Raw genomic sequence first — 16,561 nt, 5'->3', positions numbered from 1 at the left:
TACTTTTTCTTTTAGAAAGAGCCAAACCCGCTATCTTAATTTAAGCGTAACCAACCCCATCAACACCAACATCAACGAAATAATCCAAAATCGAATAATCACTCTCGGTTCCGGCCAGCCTTTTAATTCAAAGTGATGGTGAATCGGCGCCATGCGGAAAATGCGTTGCTTACGGAGTTTGTATGAGCCCACTTGCAAAATGACGGAAAGCGCTTCAACGACAAATACGCCGCCCATAATCACAAGTAAAAATTCTTGCCGAACCAAAATCGCCACCACGCCTAAAGCGCCGCCTAGGGCGAGCGAGCCCACGTCGCCCATAAATACTTGCGCCGGATAGGTGTTAAACCATAAAAAGCCGAGACCGGCACCCACGATTGCGGTGCAGAATACAACCACTTCGGAACTGTGTTTAATGTAAGGGATATGCAAATATTCGGCAAAATTGATGTTCCCCGTCGCCCAAGCGATTAAAGCAAACGCGCCGGCTACCAATGCGGTCGGCATAATGGCCAAGCCATCCAAGCCGTCCGTTAAATTCACCGCATTGCCGGTACCGACGATCACAAAATACGATAAAACGATATAGAACAAACCAAGTTGCGGCATGATGTCTTTAAAGAAAGGGAGGACTAAACGCGTTGCGTCGGTATCGTGACCGAGCCAGTAAAGCCAAATAATCGCTGCCAAAGCCACAACCGACATCCAGAAATATTTCCAGCGTGCGATTAAACCATCGGTATTTTTGCGGGTAATTTTGCGGTAGTCGTCCACAAAACCGATAGCACCGTAGCCAAATAATACGAACAAACAAATCCAAATGTATGGATTAGCCAGATTTGCCCATAATAAAGTGCTTACGCCAATGGAGAATAAAATCATCACGCCTCCCATAGTCGGCGTGCCTTTTTTGGCGAAATGGCTTTCCGGACCATCGTTGCGTACTTCTTGACCAAATTTCAAAATTTGCAAACGCTTGATCACTTTCGGACCAATCCAAAGAGAAATTAACAGCGCGGTCAATAGCGCCAAAATTGCGCGGACGGTAATATAAGAAATCGCATTAAATGCGGTTTCGTAACGAACAAGGTATTCGGCTAACCAAACTAACATTTAATTTTATCCTTTAATGAATAAATCACATCTTCCATTTTCATTGAACGCGAGCCTTTCCCTAGCAACACGACGTTGTTATGTTGTTGTAATTGCGCCTCAATAATCGGCAGCAAAAAATTCGTCATCTGGGTTTTATCGGTAAAATGGCGGCCAAAAGCTTGCTCGGAAATATGTGCGCTTTCATCTCCGAAAGAACAAACCAAATCAAGCTTTGCTGCTTTCGCGTATGCACCCACTTGACGATGAATCGCCGAGGAGTTGACACCGAGTTCTTTCATATCACCCACGCATAAAATACGAAACGCCTGATAATTTTTGAGTACATCAATCGCCGCTTTCATGGAATCCATATTGGCGTTATATGTATCATCCAACAATAACAACTTATCGTTCACGTGAATTGGAAATAAACGGCCTTTCATTTGCGAGCGATGCTCAAGTCCCGCTTTCACATCCGCCAAATCGGCACCAACATTCATCGCAAGCGCGCTTGCCGCCAAAGCATTTTTGACATTATGTTCGCCTAAATACGGCAAATTAATGTCGATTTCGCCTTTCGGTGAAACTAACCTAAAAGTGGAACCTTGTTCTGAATAGTGAACATTTTTAGCGAAATAATCTTTCCCGTTGAAATATTCAATCCGATGACCGCCGATTTCTTTTTGCCAAATCGCCAACTGATTATGTTCCGTATTAATGATCGCCACGCCGTTCGGTGTTAAACCACGGAAAATTTCACCTTTCGCGCGCGCCACACCTTCTAAAGAACCAAATCCCTCCAAGTGCGCCGGCGCAATGTTGTTTATGAGCACCGCATCGGGCTCAACTAATTTCGTCGTGTAGTCAATTTCGCCTTGATGATTCGCCCCCAATTCAATGACCGCAAAACGATGTTTTTCGTTCAAGCGCAACAAAGTGAGCGGAACGCCAATATCATTATTTAAATTGCCCTCGGTAAACAGCACCGCATTGGCGTCGCCGGCCGTGTGTTGTAAGATGCCAGCGGTCATTTCTTTGACGGTGGTTTTACCAGAAGAACCGGTCATCGCCACGGTGCGCGGATTAATTTTTTCACGCAACCATTTGGCCAATTGCCCTAACGCTAAACGCGTATCGTTTACCACTAATTGTGGCACATCAAGGGCGGGTTGCGCTTGTTGCACGACTAAAGCGACGGCGCCTTGCACAATCGCTTGAGGGAGATATTGATGGGCGTCGAAATTCATCCCTTTTAAGGCAAAAAACAAATGATTCGGCACCGCTTTGCGCGTATCCGTGTTGATGTTTTCGATAACGACTTGTCCGTCGCCGATAAGCACAGCATTTAGAATTTGGGCAAGTTGTTGCGTGGTTAAGTTAATCATTTTTAAGTTTAAGGATTATTGATTTAAATAGTATGAGGCGGTTTCTTGATCGGAAAAGTGCAAAATTTGATGGCCAATAATTTGATAATTTTCGTGCCCTTTTCCGGCAATTAAAATCAGATCATTTTTAAACGCGGCTTGAATTGCGAATTCAATGGCCTGCGCGCGATCGGGAATTAAGCCGACGTTATTCATATCGCTAAAACCGGCAACGATATCCGCTTCGATTTTATCCGGATCTTCGGTGCGCGGATTATCTTTTGTCACCACAATCATATCGGCGAACTGTTGCGCGACTTTTGCCATTAACGGACGTTTGCCTGTATCCCGATCGCCACCGCACCCGAACACACACCATAATTTACCATTGCAATGCTCACGTGCGGCGATTAAGGCTTTTTCCAAAGCATCCGGCGTGTGAGCGTAATCGACGATTACCGTTGGTTTTCCCGTTACTTGAATCACCTCCATTCTGCCGCATACACCTTTTAAAGCGGAAACACTATGTATGAGATCATGTAATGGATAGCCCAAAGCCAATAAAGTCGCCATAGCAAGCAGCAAATTAGTCACATTAAAAGCACCGATTAATGGGCTATTTAATGTGCCATTTCCCCAGTTGGATACAAAATCAATCTGCGTACCTTCGCCGCTAAAACGAACGGAAACGGCATTTAAATAGCGTTTTGAATGCGCTTGGAAATCAGCTTTACAACTCACCGCAACGGCGTTTGGTAATTCACTTAACCATTGCGCACCGATAGGATCATCGGCATTTAAAATTTGTAGTTCGGGTTGAAGTTCAAAAAAGAAACGTTTTTTCGCTTCGGCATATTCTTCCATGGTACCGTGATAATCTAAATGATCGCGGCTTAAGTTAGTAAAAATCGCCGCGTTAAAATTTAAAGCTTCAATGCGGTGCTGAACCAGCCCATGAGAAGAAACCTCGATAGCGGCAAAATCCGCGCCGGCATTAACGAAAGAAGCCAATGAAGATTGAATTTCAATGGCCGACCCCGTTGTATTTTTGGCCTCGACTATTTGTCCCAATAGGCCGTTGCCGATGGTACCCATCACTGCGGCCCTGTGGCCTAAGCGTTGCGCCCATTGAGCTAATAATTGGGAAACGGTGGTTTTTCCATTGGTACCGGTTACACCGACTAATGTGAGTTTTTTAGAGGGCGAAACATAAAACTTATCGGCGATTTCGGATAGGTCGGCAGATAAACGATAATAATAAATCAACGGTATTTGTTGGTAATATTCGACGCTGAGGTGCGCATCAGGCGAATCGGTTTCGGCTAAAATCGCACTGGCTCCGGCGGAAATGGCCTGGCCGATAAACTGTGTCGCATCAATTTGATGGCCTTTTACCGCCACAAAAAGATCGCCCTTTTTGACTTTTCGACTATCTAAAACCAATCGATTAATTTCAATATCGCTCGAAAGCGCGGGCAAATTAAAAAGCTCAGTCAATCTTTTCATTATTTTTCCTTAATTCGCCCGCTCCGCTCGATGCGGTGCTATACGAACCGTACGTTTGGCGGTTTTATCCGTTGGTTCGGCATCCGGTGCAACGCCATTGGCGCGTAAAGCGTAACCCATAATGCTGGAAAAAACCGGTGCGGAAACCGCGCCACCGTAATATTGTCCCGCTTTCGGATCATTAATTAAAATCACCAAGGCATAACGCGGATCACTAATTGGCGCGATACCTGCGGTAAATGCCACATATTTATTCACATAACGACCGTTTTCGATTTTGCGCGCCGTACCGGTTTTCACGCCGACGCGATAACCCTCTACCATCGCGCGTTTATTTTTAATCGCTACTTTTTCAAGTATGCCGACAATATCTTTAGTAATTTTTTCGGAAAAAACCCGTTGACCGATTACCGGCGGATCGACTTTAGTAATTGAAAGCGGACGATAAATGCCGAAACTACCGAGTGTTGCATAAGCGCGCGCCATTTGTAACGGAGTGGCGGTAATGCCGTAACCGTAAGCCACAGTAGCGCGATCGATATCTGCCCAACGTTTACGGTTGGCATTTAATAAGCCGGCTTGTTCGCCGATTAAGCCTAGATCCGTCGGCTTACCTAAACCGGCAGCTTGGTAGGTATCCATTAAAGCACTTGGCGGCATACGCAAAGCCAAACGACTCACGCCGCGGTTACTGGAGTTGATTAAAATTTCGTCTAAGGTTTGTTGCGGACGCGGTGCGACATCCACAATTTCTTTTCCGCTGACGGTGAAAGAACCGGTGTTGATAATTTCATTACGCCGTGCGGCACCGCGTTGCAGGGCGGTTAGAACGACAAAAGGTTTTACTGTCGAGCCTGGCTCAAACACGTCGGTAATCGCACGGTTACGCATAAGCTCGGCTTTCACGCCATCGCGATTATTCGGGTTATAAGAAGGCGCGTTCGCCATAGCGAGTACTTCACCCGTGCGCACATCCACAAGCACCGCCGTACCGGACTCGGCGTTATTTTCGGCAACCGCTTTTTTAATCTCGCGATATACCATCGATTGTAATTTTTCATCAATGCTTAAAGTTACATCTTGCGCATCGTATTTTTCCTGATCGGCAATATGTTCCACCACATTTCCGCGTTTGTCTTTACGTACTAAACGTGAGCCGTCTTTGCCCACTAATAAAGAATTGAAGCTTTTTTCAATCCCTTCGATACCATTGCCGTCAATATCTGTATAACCGATTAAGTGCGCGGCTTCTTCCACACGCGGATAAAAACGACGAGGCTCGTTTTCCAAGCCTATACCTTTAATTTTCAGATCTCGAACATATTGCGCTTTGCCGGCTTCCACTTGGCGCGCCAAATACAAGAAACCGGATTTCGGATTTTTTTCGATTTTTTTAACCAGCTCGCTGTAGCTCAGCCCTAACACCTCGGCAAGCGCTTTCACGCGTTCTTTATCAGACAAGGAACCTTCTTTGAGAATCGTTCTCGGATCGGCTACCACGGCGTTCATCGGTACGCTCACCGATAACAATTGACCATTACGATCTAAAATGGAGCCACGCACGGAAAGAATTTCGTCCTTACGAAGGGAACGCTTATCCGCCTCACCGGAAAGCGTGTCGGAATTAACGGATTGCACGTAAGCCGCACGCGCCACTAAAGCGCCCAAGCCCAAAAAAATAAAACAGCTCGCGATAAGATAACGGCTGCGCAAGAAACATCTTTCAAACACCATTTTCGGCTTATTTGCTTTAAATGCCGCCGTCGGTGCTGCAAGTTTTCGAATCGTCTTTTTAGATTTATTCAATTTTTTTGACGAATTAAACTTAACCATTTTAATGACTATCCTATTAATACTATGCCGATTTAATCTTTATTCTAAAATAACAACTTCTTGATCGCCTTCAACACGCTTCATTTTTAAGGTTCTGATTGCGATTGACTCAACCCTTGTACTATCGCCTTCCGTCGCTTCTTGCAATTGCAAATTACGGTATTCATCTTGCAAAGCCTGATGTTGCAGTACAAGCTCGCCGTTTGTTGAAATTAAACCGCGGGTTTGATGGGTAATCCAAATCGTTCCCATCGCAGAAATTAGAATTAATACTAATAACAACGCAATTAATTTATTTGATGAAAATAAATCTTCCACTAACAGATTTTGTAAAGGATAACGTTCATTATTCTCTAACATTTTTCATCCTAAAGACGTTCCGCAATACGTAATACAGCACTTCTTGCACGCGGGTTGGCTTGAATTTCAGCATCGCTCGGCTGAATCGCTTTACCGATGATTTTTAATTTTCGGTTACGTTGAATTTGATCTTCGCGCAAAGGTAAACCTTTTGGAATTTCCTCACCTTTGCTTTGTTTTTTCATAAAATGTTTCACCATTCTGTCTTCTAACGAATGGAAACTAATAACGGATAAACGTCCTTGCGGCGCAAGCATTTCCAATGCGGTGCTAAGTACGCTTTCCAATTCATCCAATTCCGCATTGATAAAAATGCGAATTGCTTGGAAACTCCGAGTCGCCGGATGTTTATGCTTGTCTTTAAACGGCACCGCATTGGAAATAAGTTCGGCAAGCTGCGCAGTACGGGACAAAAACTCGCCACCATTTTTCAGCGCATTTTTATTGTATTCCACAATCGCTGTCGCAATACGTTTGGCAAACCGTTCTTCACCGAAGGTCTTTAGCACCCAAGTCAAATCTTCTAAGCAAACCTGTTTCAGCCACTCGGCAGCGGACAAGCCTTGCGTCGTATCCATCCGCATATCAAGCGGACCATCTTGCATAAAACTAAAGCCTCGTTCGGCTTCGTCAAGCTGCGGAGAAGAAACGCCTAAATCAAGCAAAATACCATCGATTTTCCCCACTAAACCCAATTTTTCGCAAATTTCTGGAATATGAGAAAAACTGTTGTGTTCGATTTGAAAACGTGGATCTTGAATTTTTTGCGCTTCGGCGATAGCGCGAGGATCACGGTCAATAGCAATTAAACGGCCGTTTGGAGAAAGTTTGGAAAGAATTAAGCGGGAATGGCCACCGCGGCCGAAAGTTCCGTCGATATAAACACCATTTTCTTTCAACGCCAAGCCGTCCACCGCTTCGTGGAGTAAAACCGTAATATGTTCAGGCGACGAAAAAGAATTTGGCGTAGTCATAACTTAAATGCGGAAATAAACAAATTAAAAAAGTAATGCGATGTCAGCACCGCATCGGCTGTTAGTGCTGCGGTTCCGGTGAACAGTTCGGTTATAATGACAGCATTTTTAAATCTTCATCCATTGCAAATTCGGCACTTCCGCCGACGGCAATGTCTTCATCAATTTGGGCGTACCATTCCGTGTCGCTCCAGATTTCAAATTTATTCAATTGCCCTACCAACATTAAACCTTTTTCTAATTTTGCGTGCTGGCGTAACGGGCCGCTTAATAAAATTCGACCTTGAGCATCCATTTCGCACTCGGTGGCATAACCAAGCATCACGCGTTGTAAACGACGGGCATTAGGATCAAAATTAGAAAGCGCGAGGAGTTTTTGTTCGATTTTTTCCCATTCGTCTAACGGATAAAGCAATAAACAAGGCTGACGAATATCAACGGTACAAACCATTTGTCCTTGATTTTTCTCAATAATTTCAGCGCGATAGCGGGTAGGAATCGCTACCCGCCCCTTTGAATCCAAATTTACCGCCGCTGCACCACGAAACATATTGAGAGAACCTTTAAAAAATTAAATTTTGGCAGAAATTACCACTATTCGCCACTTTCCACCACTTTTCGTAAGTTTATCGGTTGTCTAACCAACTTGCAAGCAATTCCATATGGAGGAAGCTAAATTTAAAAAACAAAAAAAATCCTTGAGACTCTCAAGGATTTTCAGCATTCATTCACTTCATATCGAAGCGGAAATTTCAGTTTTTTAGGCGTTAATTTTTTGCCGTTCCAATGATAAACACGCCATGAATTTTGCCGTTGATTAGCAAAAGCCGCAAGATAAAAGGGCAATTCTTCGGTAAAAAATAATTCACCCGAGGGGCAATAGTTCGAAAAAATTTGTTTCTTTAATGGAAAATGATGCACTTCCGATAATTTTACAATGCCTGCGCCTTGTGATTTCAGCACCGCTTCGCGTAAGCACCAACAGCGGTAAAACGCTGCTTCGGCATGTTCTTGCGCTTGAAACCAGGCTACTTCGTGGGGAGGCGAGAAATACGTCATTAAAGCAAGAAAATTGCGTGTTTTTGGAAATTCGATATCAATACCGACCACACTTTGCGTTTTTTCCGTTTTCAGTATCACCGCCACCCAATCGCCCGAATGACTCATATTAAAATCTAACATCTCAGCCGGAAAATAAGGGCGACCGCTTTCGGTACGGTGGATTTCGGATAACAACGAAGTCGGTTTTTCCGCGCGTTTTAATAGTTGCCACAATAAAAAATGAGCCAAACGGCGGCATTGATGACGTTGCTGTACGCGCGCATTACCTTCCGGCAAATGACGCAGCTTTTCCGGAACCAGCTCGTCGGGAATTTCATCAAAAGGGAAAGGTTGGCGAATATCGGCGTAGGCGATCAAAACGGTCATAGTGGATTTGAATAAATTTCACGTCGCGTCATTATAGTAACAAAGCCTTCGCTCGCCAATATTAGCCAATTTTTCAGCGGATATTCGGGCTAATGAAAAATGAACGTCGCCAGAAGCACCGCATTGAAAAGCCGAACGATGTAAACAGCACCGCATTGAAAGGGCGTAGCTGAGGTGTTGAATGCGGGCGGCTAAAAAGAAAGCCAACACCGTTTTCCATAAGTATGAGGTGAAAATTTAAACCGGAATTTGAACAAGGCTTGGTGAAGCCGATAAGAAATAAAAAAGGGGCGCGAAGCCCCATTCCATTGTTAATTGACAAAAATCAATCACACGATTATTTCAACAAATAAGCACGTAATTGCGCAAAATCATTCTCCATTTCATCAGAAAGCAACGGCAATTTGTTGTGTTTATCCAAGGCTTCCGGAAGCGGCAATTCCAAACCAAGAATGCGCTCGACCGATTCTTTAAATTTCGCCGGGTGCGCAGTGCAAAGGAAAATACCGGTTTCGCCCGCTTTGAGTTGATCTTTCAACACCTGATACGCAATCGCGCCGTGCGGTTCGCACACATAACCTTCGGCATACATTGCTTTTAAGGTTTCTTCCGTTTGCGCATCGGTCAACATACCGGAACCTAAATCTGCCAAATTCCAACCATTGCGCTTGAATAATTCTTCTACGCGCGGCCAGTTGTTCGGACGGCTGACGTCCATCGCATTAGAAAGCGTTGCGACTGTTGCTTTCGGCGCCCAGTTACCGGATTGTAAATAACGTGGCACGGTGTCATTGGCGTTGGTTGACGCGATAAAACGTTTAATCGGCAAACCTAAGGTTTTTGCGATTAAGCCGGCAGTTAAGTTACCGAAGTTGCCACTCGGCACGGAAACCACCAGGTTATCGCGTTTTTCTTTTGGTAACTGTGCTACGGCTTCAAAATAGTAACAAATTTGTGCCAGTAAACGGCTGATGTTGATCGAATTTGCTGAGTTCAAACCAATCGTTTCACGTAGTTCCGCATCATCAAAGGCTTGTTTAACCAGCGCTTGGCACGCATCAAAGTCACCGTTAATTGCCACGGTGCGAATATTACCGCCTAGGGTGCAAAACAATTTTTCTTGTAGCGGACTGATTTTGCCTTTCGGATACAAAATCACCACGTTGATATTTTCTAAACCATAAAATGCGTGCGCCACCGCCGCACCGGTATCGCCCGATGTCGCCGTTAAAATCGTGATTTTGCCATCGCCACGCACTGCCGCAAGGGCTTGCGCCATAAAACGGCCGCCAAAATCTTTAAACGCCAATGTAGGTCCGTGGAATAATTCTAATGCGTAAATATTCTCTTCCACTTTCGCTAGTGGTGCAGGGAAAGTAAACGCGTTTTTTACCATCGCATTGAGGGTTTCCGTTGGGATTTCATCACCGATAATCGCAGAAAGGATTTTTTGGCTGCGTTCAACGAGCGGGAGATCTAATAATTCATTGATATTTTCTAGTTTCGGTAAGACTTCCGGGAAGAATAAGCCTTGATCTTTGCCGAGTCCTTGACGCACAGCCTGGGAGAAGGAGACTTGTTGTTCGGGGTGTTTGATGTTGTATAGGTTCATGGTTGATCCGTTTTGAGTTGATGTTTGATTTTGTCTGTTTAAATTCTTTTGTAATTTTGGTATTGGGTTTCGCCGATGGCGACTTACTTTCTTTTACTCGTGTAAAAGAAAGTAAGCAAAGAAAACACGCCCCAGTTAAATCGCTGTCTTTGCTTTGTTGTCATTTTCTTCACGCTAAATTTGTAAACTCGCTACGCTCAAACAGTACAAATTTAGCTAAAAATGCCAAGTCGCAAAGGCGATTTATATGGGGCCCCTCTAATTCTTTCTTCGATTTAAAGTGCGGTGAATTATAAAAGATTTTTTTATCTAACTAATTCCCCCTCTTTAGCAAAGAGGGGTAAGGGGAGATTTACTCGCTTCGCTCGCACTTCGTGCCGTTGCTAAAGCAACGTTCAAACGCAAGCGTTTGTGGCAGAAAAAATTTACGAAGAAAATAAACGAATAAATTCTTAAATAAAAATTTTCAAAACCAACCGCACTTTTCAAATGACGCTCTGATAAAACGGGGTCCCCGTGTAAGACGCCCTTATGGAAATGTCATTTTTAGCTAAATTTGTACTGTTTGAGCGTAGCGAGTTTACAAATTTAGCGTTAAAAAAATGACATTGAAATAAGGAAAAGTGGCTTAGTCGGGGTCGCCTTTCTTTTGGTTACTTTTCTTTGGCGAAGCAAAGAAAAGTAACTCGCACTTTATTGAAAATAAAGTGCGAAACCCCATTAGCCTAACGCCCTTGCCCCCTCATTATCCACCTTACACACATACACAAACCCCTCATTATTCTGCAAATAATGATTCTCTAAATAAGTGGCGAGTTTGGTTGCAGTCTGTAAATCTGGTGCAATAGAGAAAATTGTCGGGCCGGAGCCTGAAATACCTGTTGCCAGCGCGCCTAAATCGCGGGTTGCCTGTTTGACTTCGGCATAATTTGGCAGTAGAGATTCACGGTATGGTTCGGCGATCACGTCTTTCATCATAATGGCCGCGAGATTTTCTTGATGGGTGTGGCACGCGTGAACAAAACCGCCTAAATGGCGTCCATGCGCGATCACGTCCTGGCGCGTGTAACTTTTCGGCAAAATCGCGCGGGCTTCGGCAGTAGAAACTTCAATGCCCGGGTAGGCCAAAACCCAATACCAATTATCGAAAAAAGGCAATTTTTGGCAGATGTTACCGAGCGATTGCACCATAAATTGCACGCCGCCAAGATAACAAGGCGCCACGTTATCGTAATGAATAGAACCGGAAATTCTGCCTTCCAATTCGCCCATCATTTCGAGCAATTCCATTTTGGAGAAAGGCTCGTCGTGGAACTGATTCAATGCCACTAATGCTGCCACGATAGAACACGCGCTAGAACCTAAGCCGGAGCCAATCGGCATATTTTTTTCGAGGGTTAAACGCAACGGTTTGAGTTGTCCGCCGCGTAATTTTAATTGTTCGCCAAATAACACATAAGCTTGATACACAATGTTTTTTTGCGGTTCTTTCGGTAATTTGCGGACAAAATAGCCTGCACTTTCCAGTTCAAAACCGCCAGCGATAGATTCGATTTGAACCACGTCGCCTAATAACGAGCCGTCAATCGGGGAAATCGCCGCCCCCAATGTATCAAAGCCTACGCTGATGTTTGCGCTGGATGCCGGTGCATAAATTCTTAACATCGGAAGCCTCTATTAATGTCGGATTAATGTTGTAATGTTCTTAAAATATCAGCGAAAATGCCTGCAGCGGTTACCGCATTGCCCGCGCCGTAGCCGCGTAATAATAGCGGAATCGGTTGGTAATAGCGAGTGTAGAATGCCAGAGCATTTTCGCCATCTTTCACTTTGTAAAGCGGGTTATTTTGATCCACCGCAACGATAGACACGATACATTTGCCGCCAGTGATTTGCCCTACGTAACGCAACACTTTGCCTTCCGCTTTAGCCGCATCGACACGCGCTTTAAATTCTTCATCCAGCTGCGGCAACAGCGCCATAAATTCTTCGGTAGATTTACCTTCGGCAAAACCTTTCGGCAATACACCTTCGACTTCCACATCGGAAAGCTCAAGTTCAAGCCCCGCTTCACGTGCCAAAATTAACAACTTACGCGCTACATCCTGACCGGAAAGATCATCGCGCGGATCCGGTTCGGTAAAACCTTTTTCGCGCGCAAGTGCGGTCACTTCTGAAAGAGAAAGTCCTTCTTCCAATTTACCGAAAATGAAAGAAAGCGAGCCGGATAAAATCCCTTCAAAATGCTCTAATTCATCGCCTGCAGCAAGCAAGTTTTGCAGATTTTCAATCACCGGCAAGCCTGCGCCCACATTGGTTTCGTATAAGAATTTATGCTGACCGGCTTGGGCATTGCGACGTAATTCATGGTAATACGCCAACTCACGTGTGTTCGCTTTTTTGTTTGGTGTTACCACATGGAAACCTTCTTTTAACGCGCGCGCATAAAGCCCTGCCACCGATTCTGCTGAAGTACAATCTACAAACACCGGATTCACCACATGATGCAATTTAATGAAAGAAAGTAACACATCGAAATCCGACGGTTGTGTCGCATTTTCCAAATCGGTTTTCCAATCGTCCAAATTCAAGCCGTTTTCATCCAACAACATGCGATTAGAATTGGCGATGGCGCAAACGCGAATTTCAACGTCCTTCTTCGCCAAGTACTCCTTTTGGCGTTTAATTTGTTCGATTAATTCCGCGCCAACGCCACCGACGCCAACTAAAAACATATCCACCACTTTCTTTTTATTAAAAAGCGCTTGGTGTGTCGCTTTCACGGCTTCAATGGCTTTATTTTGCGGCACCACAGCGGAAATGGAACGTTCGCTGGAACCTTGCGCAATCGCCACAATGCTGATATTTGCTTGCGCCAAAGCAGAGAAAAAACGCGCCGCAATGCCTTTGGCTTCCTTCATTCCGTCGCCGACAACCGAAATAATCGACATATCTTTAATTACATCAATCGGCTCTAACTGATGTTCGTTTAGCTCGTCGGCGAACTCGCTTTCCAGCACCGCTTTGGCCGCTTCGGCGGATTTCACCGGCACACAGAAACTAATGCTATATTCGGAAGAAGATTGAGTAATTAAAATCACCGAAATACCGGCGCTCGACATCGCAGAAAACACGCGCGACGCCATACCCACCATGCCTTGCATACCCGGGCCGGACACATTAAACATCGCCAAGTTATCTAAGTTAGTGATACCTTTTACTTGCAAACCTTCCGATTTTACATTGCCGTCGATAATCGAGCCGGGCGCCGACGGATTACCGGTATTTTTAATTACGCAAGGAATTTTTTGCGGTAGTAACGGGCCGATGGTGCGCGGGTGAATCACTTTTGCACCGAAATAAGAAAGCTCCATCGCTTCGCGATAAGAAAGGCTTGGCAATAAACGGGCATCCGGCACCAAACGCGGATCGCAAGTATAAACGCCGTCCACATCCGTCCAAATTTCACACACGCTCGCACCTAAACAAGCGGCTAAACAAGCGGCGGAATAATCAGAGCCATTACGGCCGAGCAACACTAACTCGCCGTTTTCATTACCAGCGGTAAAGCCCGCCATGAGCACCACTTTATCTTTTGCAATACTTGCCGCATCCACACGCTTAGTGGATTCCGCGATTTCTACGGAAGATTCCAAATAACCGCCTTTCGCCAATAATTGTTTCACCGGATCCACAATATGCACGCTATAACCACGGGCTTCAAACCAGGCTTTCATCATCGCGATAGATAATTTTTCGCCGCGACAATCAATGGTCGCTTTCACCGCATCGCTCACTTTGCCGGCTTGGCGAATTTCTTCCAATAAATCTTTAATTTGCGCGAATTCAGCGTCAACCAGAGCCTTTGTGCCAGCAAGATCAAATTTGTTATTTTCGGCATGTAATCCGTTGATAATGTTATAGAAAATATCGATGGCTTCGTTGAAATGGGAATCGGTAGGTTGATTTAAAGCGGCTTTTTCGGAAAGGGCGACGAGATGATTGGTGATTTTCGCCGGTGCCGATAATACGCCGGCCGCCTGTTCTTCCAAATGAGCTCGCTCGATCAGTTTCGCCGCTTGGGAAAAACGTTCCGGATTGGCCAGCGAAGTACCGCCGAATTTTAATACGCGCATAATTGATTCTCCTAGATATTGTGTTCTTAAAATGATCAAAAAAACCCGCATTCAAGTGAATTGCGGGTTTTCGATATTCTGTTTTTTATGCACTAACCCGCGCCATTGAGCATCGTCATGGTAATAATGGTCGTAATGGTTACGGCGAGAATGCGTTGATTTTTCATCTTATTGTTGCTGTAAAAAAGAATGCGCTTAGAAATACCGAAAATCCAAGGGCTTGTCAAACGGAAAATCCGCAAATCGGGAGAAATTTTCTCAAGCCAAAAGATTTCGTGTAAACTGAGCGCATTTTTTTAAAGGAGCAGCCAATGAATATTCAACAAAACATACTGCGCATTCAGCACCGCATTGAAGCCGCTTGCCAACAGGCGGGACGCGCCTCCAATGCGGTTCGATTACTGGCAGTGTCTAAAACTAAATCGGTTGCCGAGATTAGCACCGCATTCGAGGCAGGCCAAAGTGCATTCGGCGAAAATTACGTTCAAGAAGGCGTGGATAAAATTCAATATTTCCAAGCGCAAGGCCTTCAATTGGAATGGCATTTTATCGGCCCGCTACAATCCAACAAAACCCGTTTGGTCGCGGAACATTTCGATTGGATGCAAACCTTAGAGCGCGCCAAAATTGCCGACCGCTTAAATGAACAACGCCCCGCCGACAAAGCGCCGCTAAATGTTTTGATTCAAATTAACATTAGCGATGAAGAAACCAAATCGGGCATTTCAGCGCACGAAATGTTGAATTTGGCAAAACACATCGAAAATCTACCGCACTTACGCCTGCGCGGCTTAATGGCAATTCCCGCACCGACGGAAAATATTGCCGAACAAGAAAGCGCATTCAAAAAAATGGCAGCGTTATTTGAACAACTAAAACAGGCGTTCCCCGCCCAGCCAATCGACACCCTTTCCATGGGCATGACGGACGATATGCCAAGCGCCATCAAATGCGGCTCCACCATGGTGCGCATCGGCACAGCAATCTTTGGCGCACGAGATTATGCACAAAAATAATTTGCTAAAACAAAAACGCCGACAGAAGTCGGCGTTTTTTTACGAATGAATTAAAGCGCCTCAATCGCCTTATACTGCTCACGAATTTTTTCTAATCCGGATTGGTATTCGGCTTGTTTTTCGCGTTCTTTGGCGATAACCGCTTCTGGGGCTTTGGCGACGAAGGCTTCGTTGCTGAGTTTGCTTTCAATGCGTTTAACTTCGTTTTGATATTTTTCAATCTCTTTAGTTAAACGGGCAAGCTCGGCTTCTTTGTTGATGAAACCTGCCATCGGCACGAGGATTTCGGTGTTACCGACTAACTTCGCCACTGCTAACGGCGCTTGTTCGCCCTCTTTAAGCACGCTGACATTGTCTAACTTCGCCATCGCTTGTAAAAGTGCGGTCTGTTTTTCCAGTATTTTTTGCTCATCGGCTGGAATATTACGGAATAACAGATCGAGGCCTTTGCTTGGTGCAATGTTGCTCTCGGCACGGATGTTACGCACAGCAACAATCACTTCTTTAAGCCAATTGATCTCTGTTTCAGCCTCGGCATCAAACGCGTTTTCTTCGATGCGAGGGAAAGGTTGCAACATGATGCTATCTGCTGTGATACCCATGAAACCTTTCACTTTTTGCCAAATTTCTTCGGTAATAAATGGCATGAGCGGGTGCGCTAAACGCAACAATTTTTCCAACACATGAACCAAAGTTTGGCTTGCCGCACGAATTTGCGCTGCGTTACCGTTGGCAAATACCGGTTTGGTGAGTTCTAAGTACCAGTCACAGAATTGGTTCCAGGTGAATTCATAAATCGCATTGGCACAAAGGTCGAAACGGTATTGGCTTAATGCGCTACGGAACGTTTCTACTGTGCGATTAAATTCGGATTGAATCCAACGGTCTGCCACGGAGAATTCAATTTCGCCTTGGCTTAAATCTAATTTTTCATTCGTAAGAACGAAACGGCTTGCATTCCATAATTTATTACAGAAATTGCGGTAACCTTCTAGGCGTTTCATATCCCAGTTGATATCACGACCGTTTGAAGCCAATGCGGCTAATGTGAAACGTAATGCGTCAGTACCATGAGCTGCGATACCGTCCACAAATTCTTTACGCGTTGCTTTAGCAATTTTCTCTGCTAATTGTGGCTGCATCATGTTGCCGGTGCGTTTTTCAAGTAAATCTTCAAGGCTAATACCGTCAATCATATCGATTGGGTCAAGCACGTTACCTTTCGATTTCGACATTT

The 16,561-nt window shown here is 44.8% G+C and carries 13 protein-coding genes; 1 reads left to right on the top strand and 12 read right to left on the bottom strand.

Translation table 11 applies throughout. The annotated features are described in order from the left end of the window. Positions 1 to 30: 30 nt before the first annotated feature. The 11 genes from mraY to thrA form a co-directional block, all read right to left on the bottom strand. Entirely contained in the window at positions 31 to 1,113 is a 1,083-nt protein-coding gene (mraY, locus tag ACO59Y_RS06065; RefSeq protein ID WP_373603968.1) for a phospho-N-acetylmuramoyl-pentapeptide-transferase, read from the bottom strand. Continuing rightward, positions 1,107 to 2,480, bottom strand: a complete 1,374-nt coding sequence (murF, locus tag ACO59Y_RS06060; RefSeq protein WP_486131548.1) for a UDP-N-acetylmuramoyl-tripeptide--D-alanyl-D-alanine ligase — start codon at positions 2,478 to 2,480, stop codon at positions 1,107 to 1,109. The genes mraY and murF overlap by 7 nt, the downstream gene beginning before the upstream one ends. A 15-nt stretch (positions 2,481 to 2,495) precedes the next feature. Beyond that, positions 2,496 to 3,965 carry a UDP-N-acetylmuramoyl-L-alanyl-D-glutamate--2,6-diaminopimelate ligase gene (gene murE / locus ACO59Y_RS06055; RefSeq protein ID WP_486131546.1) on the bottom strand — a complete coding sequence of 490 codons (1,470 nt, stop codon included), beginning with the start codon at positions 3,963 to 3,965 and terminating at the stop codon, positions 2,496 to 2,498. 9 nt (positions 3,966 to 3,974) lie between these two features. Next, positions 3,975 to 5,798, bottom strand: coding sequence for a penicillin-binding transpeptidase domain-containing protein (locus ACO59Y_RS06050; RefSeq protein ID WP_486131544.1), 1,824 nt, complete (start codon positions 5,796 to 5,798; stop codon positions 3,975 to 3,977). Between the two features lie 39 nt (positions 5,799 to 5,837). Then, positions 5,838 to 6,158, bottom strand: a complete 321-nt coding sequence (ftsL, locus tag ACO59Y_RS06045; protein WP_486131542.1) for a cell division protein FtsL — start codon at positions 6,156 to 6,158, stop codon at positions 5,838 to 5,840. An 8-nt stretch (positions 6,159 to 6,166) separates the two neighbouring features. Then, positions 6,167 to 7,132: a 16S rRNA (cytosine(1402)-N(4))-methyltransferase RsmH gene (rsmH, locus tag ACO59Y_RS06040; protein WP_486131540.1), complete on the bottom strand. Its 966-nt coding sequence runs from the start codon at positions 7,130 to 7,132 to the stop codon at positions 6,167 to 6,169. A 91-nt stretch (positions 7,133 to 7,223) separates the two neighbouring features. Further along, positions 7,224 to 7,682 carry a division/cell wall cluster transcriptional repressor MraZ gene (gene mraZ / locus ACO59Y_RS06035; protein ID WP_373603962.1) on the bottom strand — a complete coding sequence of 153 codons (459 nt, stop codon included), beginning with the start codon at positions 7,680 to 7,682 and terminating at the stop codon, positions 7,224 to 7,226. Positions 7,683 to 7,849: 167 nt separating this feature from the next. Further along, positions 7,850 to 8,560 carry a 4'-phosphopantetheinyl transferase family protein gene (locus ACO59Y_RS06030; protein ID WP_486131538.1) on the bottom strand — a complete coding sequence of 237 codons (711 nt, stop codon included), beginning with the start codon at positions 8,558 to 8,560 and terminating at the stop codon, positions 7,850 to 7,852. A 337-nt stretch (positions 8,561 to 8,897) separates the two neighbouring features. Beyond that, entirely contained in the window at positions 8,898 to 10,172 is a 1,275-nt protein-coding gene (gene thrC / locus ACO59Y_RS06025) for a threonine synthase (RefSeq protein ID WP_486131536.1), read from the bottom strand. Between the two features lie 720 nt (positions 10,173 to 10,892). Then, positions 10,893 to 11,837, bottom strand: coding sequence for a homoserine kinase (thrB, locus tag ACO59Y_RS06020; protein ID WP_486131534.1), 945 nt, complete (start codon positions 11,835 to 11,837; stop codon positions 10,893 to 10,895). A gap of 23 nt (positions 11,838 to 11,860) precedes the next feature. Beyond that, positions 11,861 to 14,308 (bottom strand): bifunctional aspartate kinase/homoserine dehydrogenase I, encoded by a 2,448-nt coding sequence (gene thrA, locus ACO59Y_RS06015; RefSeq protein ID WP_486131532.1) that lies wholly within the window; start codon positions 14,306 to 14,308, stop codon positions 11,861 to 11,863. Between the two features lie 311 nt (positions 14,309 to 14,619). Here thrA and ACO59Y_RS06010 point away from each other — a divergent pair, with 311 nt between their 5' ends. Beyond that, positions 14,620 to 15,324 carry a YggS family pyridoxal phosphate-dependent enzyme gene (locus ACO59Y_RS06010; protein ID WP_486131530.1) on the top strand — a complete coding sequence of 235 codons (705 nt, stop codon included), beginning with the start codon at positions 14,620 to 14,622 and terminating at the stop codon, positions 15,322 to 15,324. Positions 15,325 to 15,374: 50 nt separating this feature from the next. On the opposite strand, the gene ACO59Y_RS06005 is transcribed toward ACO59Y_RS06010, so the two are convergent. After that, positions 15,375 to 16,561, bottom strand: a 1,187-nt coding sequence (locus ACO59Y_RS06005; RefSeq protein WP_486131528.1) for a class I tRNA ligase family protein, incomplete at its 5' end; no start/stop codon positions are given.

This window comes from Rodentibacter sp. (assembly GCF_057314195.1).
Note: the sequence above shows the minus strand (reverse complement) of the source record. Positions and strands in the feature narration are given on the sequence as shown.

Bases quoted from the DNA above. Each gene is read 5' to 3' on its own strand.
- mraZ (WP_373603962.1), bottom strand. From the start codon at position 7,682: ATGTTTCGTGGTGCAGCGGCGGTAAATTTGGATTCAAAGGGGCGGGTA.
- ACO59Y_RS06030 (WP_486131538.1), bottom strand. From the start codon at position 8,560: ATGACCGTTTTGATCGCCTACGCCGATATTCGCCAACCTTTCCCTTTT.
- murF (WP_486131548.1), bottom strand. From the start codon at position 2,480: ATGATTAACTTAACCACGCAACAACTTGCCCAAATTCTAAATGCTGTG.
- ftsL (WP_486131542.1), bottom strand. From the start codon at position 6,158: ATGTTAGAGAATAATGAACGTTATCCTTTACAAAATCTGTTAGTGGAA.
- thrC (WP_486131536.1), bottom strand. From the start codon at position 10,172: ATGAACCTATACAACATCAAACACCCCGAACAACAAGTCTCCTTCTCC.
- mraY (WP_373603968.1), bottom strand. From the start codon at position 1,113: ATGTTAGTTTGGTTAGCCGAATACCTTGTTCGTTACGAAACCGCATTT.
- murE (WP_486131546.1), bottom strand. From the start codon at position 3,965: ATGAAAAGATTGACTGAGCTTTTTAATTTGCCCGCGCTTTCGAGCGAT.
- ACO59Y_RS06010 (WP_486131530.1), top strand. From the start codon at position 14,620: ATGAATATTCAACAAAACATACTGCGCATTCAGCACCGCATTGAAGCC.
- thrB (WP_486131534.1), bottom strand. From the start codon at position 11,837: ATGTTAAGAATTTATGCACCGGCATCCAGCGCAAACATCAGCGTAGGC.
- ACO59Y_RS06050 (WP_486131544.1), bottom strand. From the start codon at position 5,798: ATGGTTAAGTTTAATTCGTCAAAAAAATTGAATAAATCTAAAAAGACG.
- rsmH (WP_486131540.1), bottom strand. From the start codon at position 7,132: ATGACTACGCCAAATTCTTTTTCGTCGCCTGAACATATTACGGTTTTA.
- thrA (WP_486131532.1), bottom strand. From the start codon at position 14,308: ATGCGCGTATTAAAATTCGGCGGTACTTCGCTGGCCAATCCGGAACGT.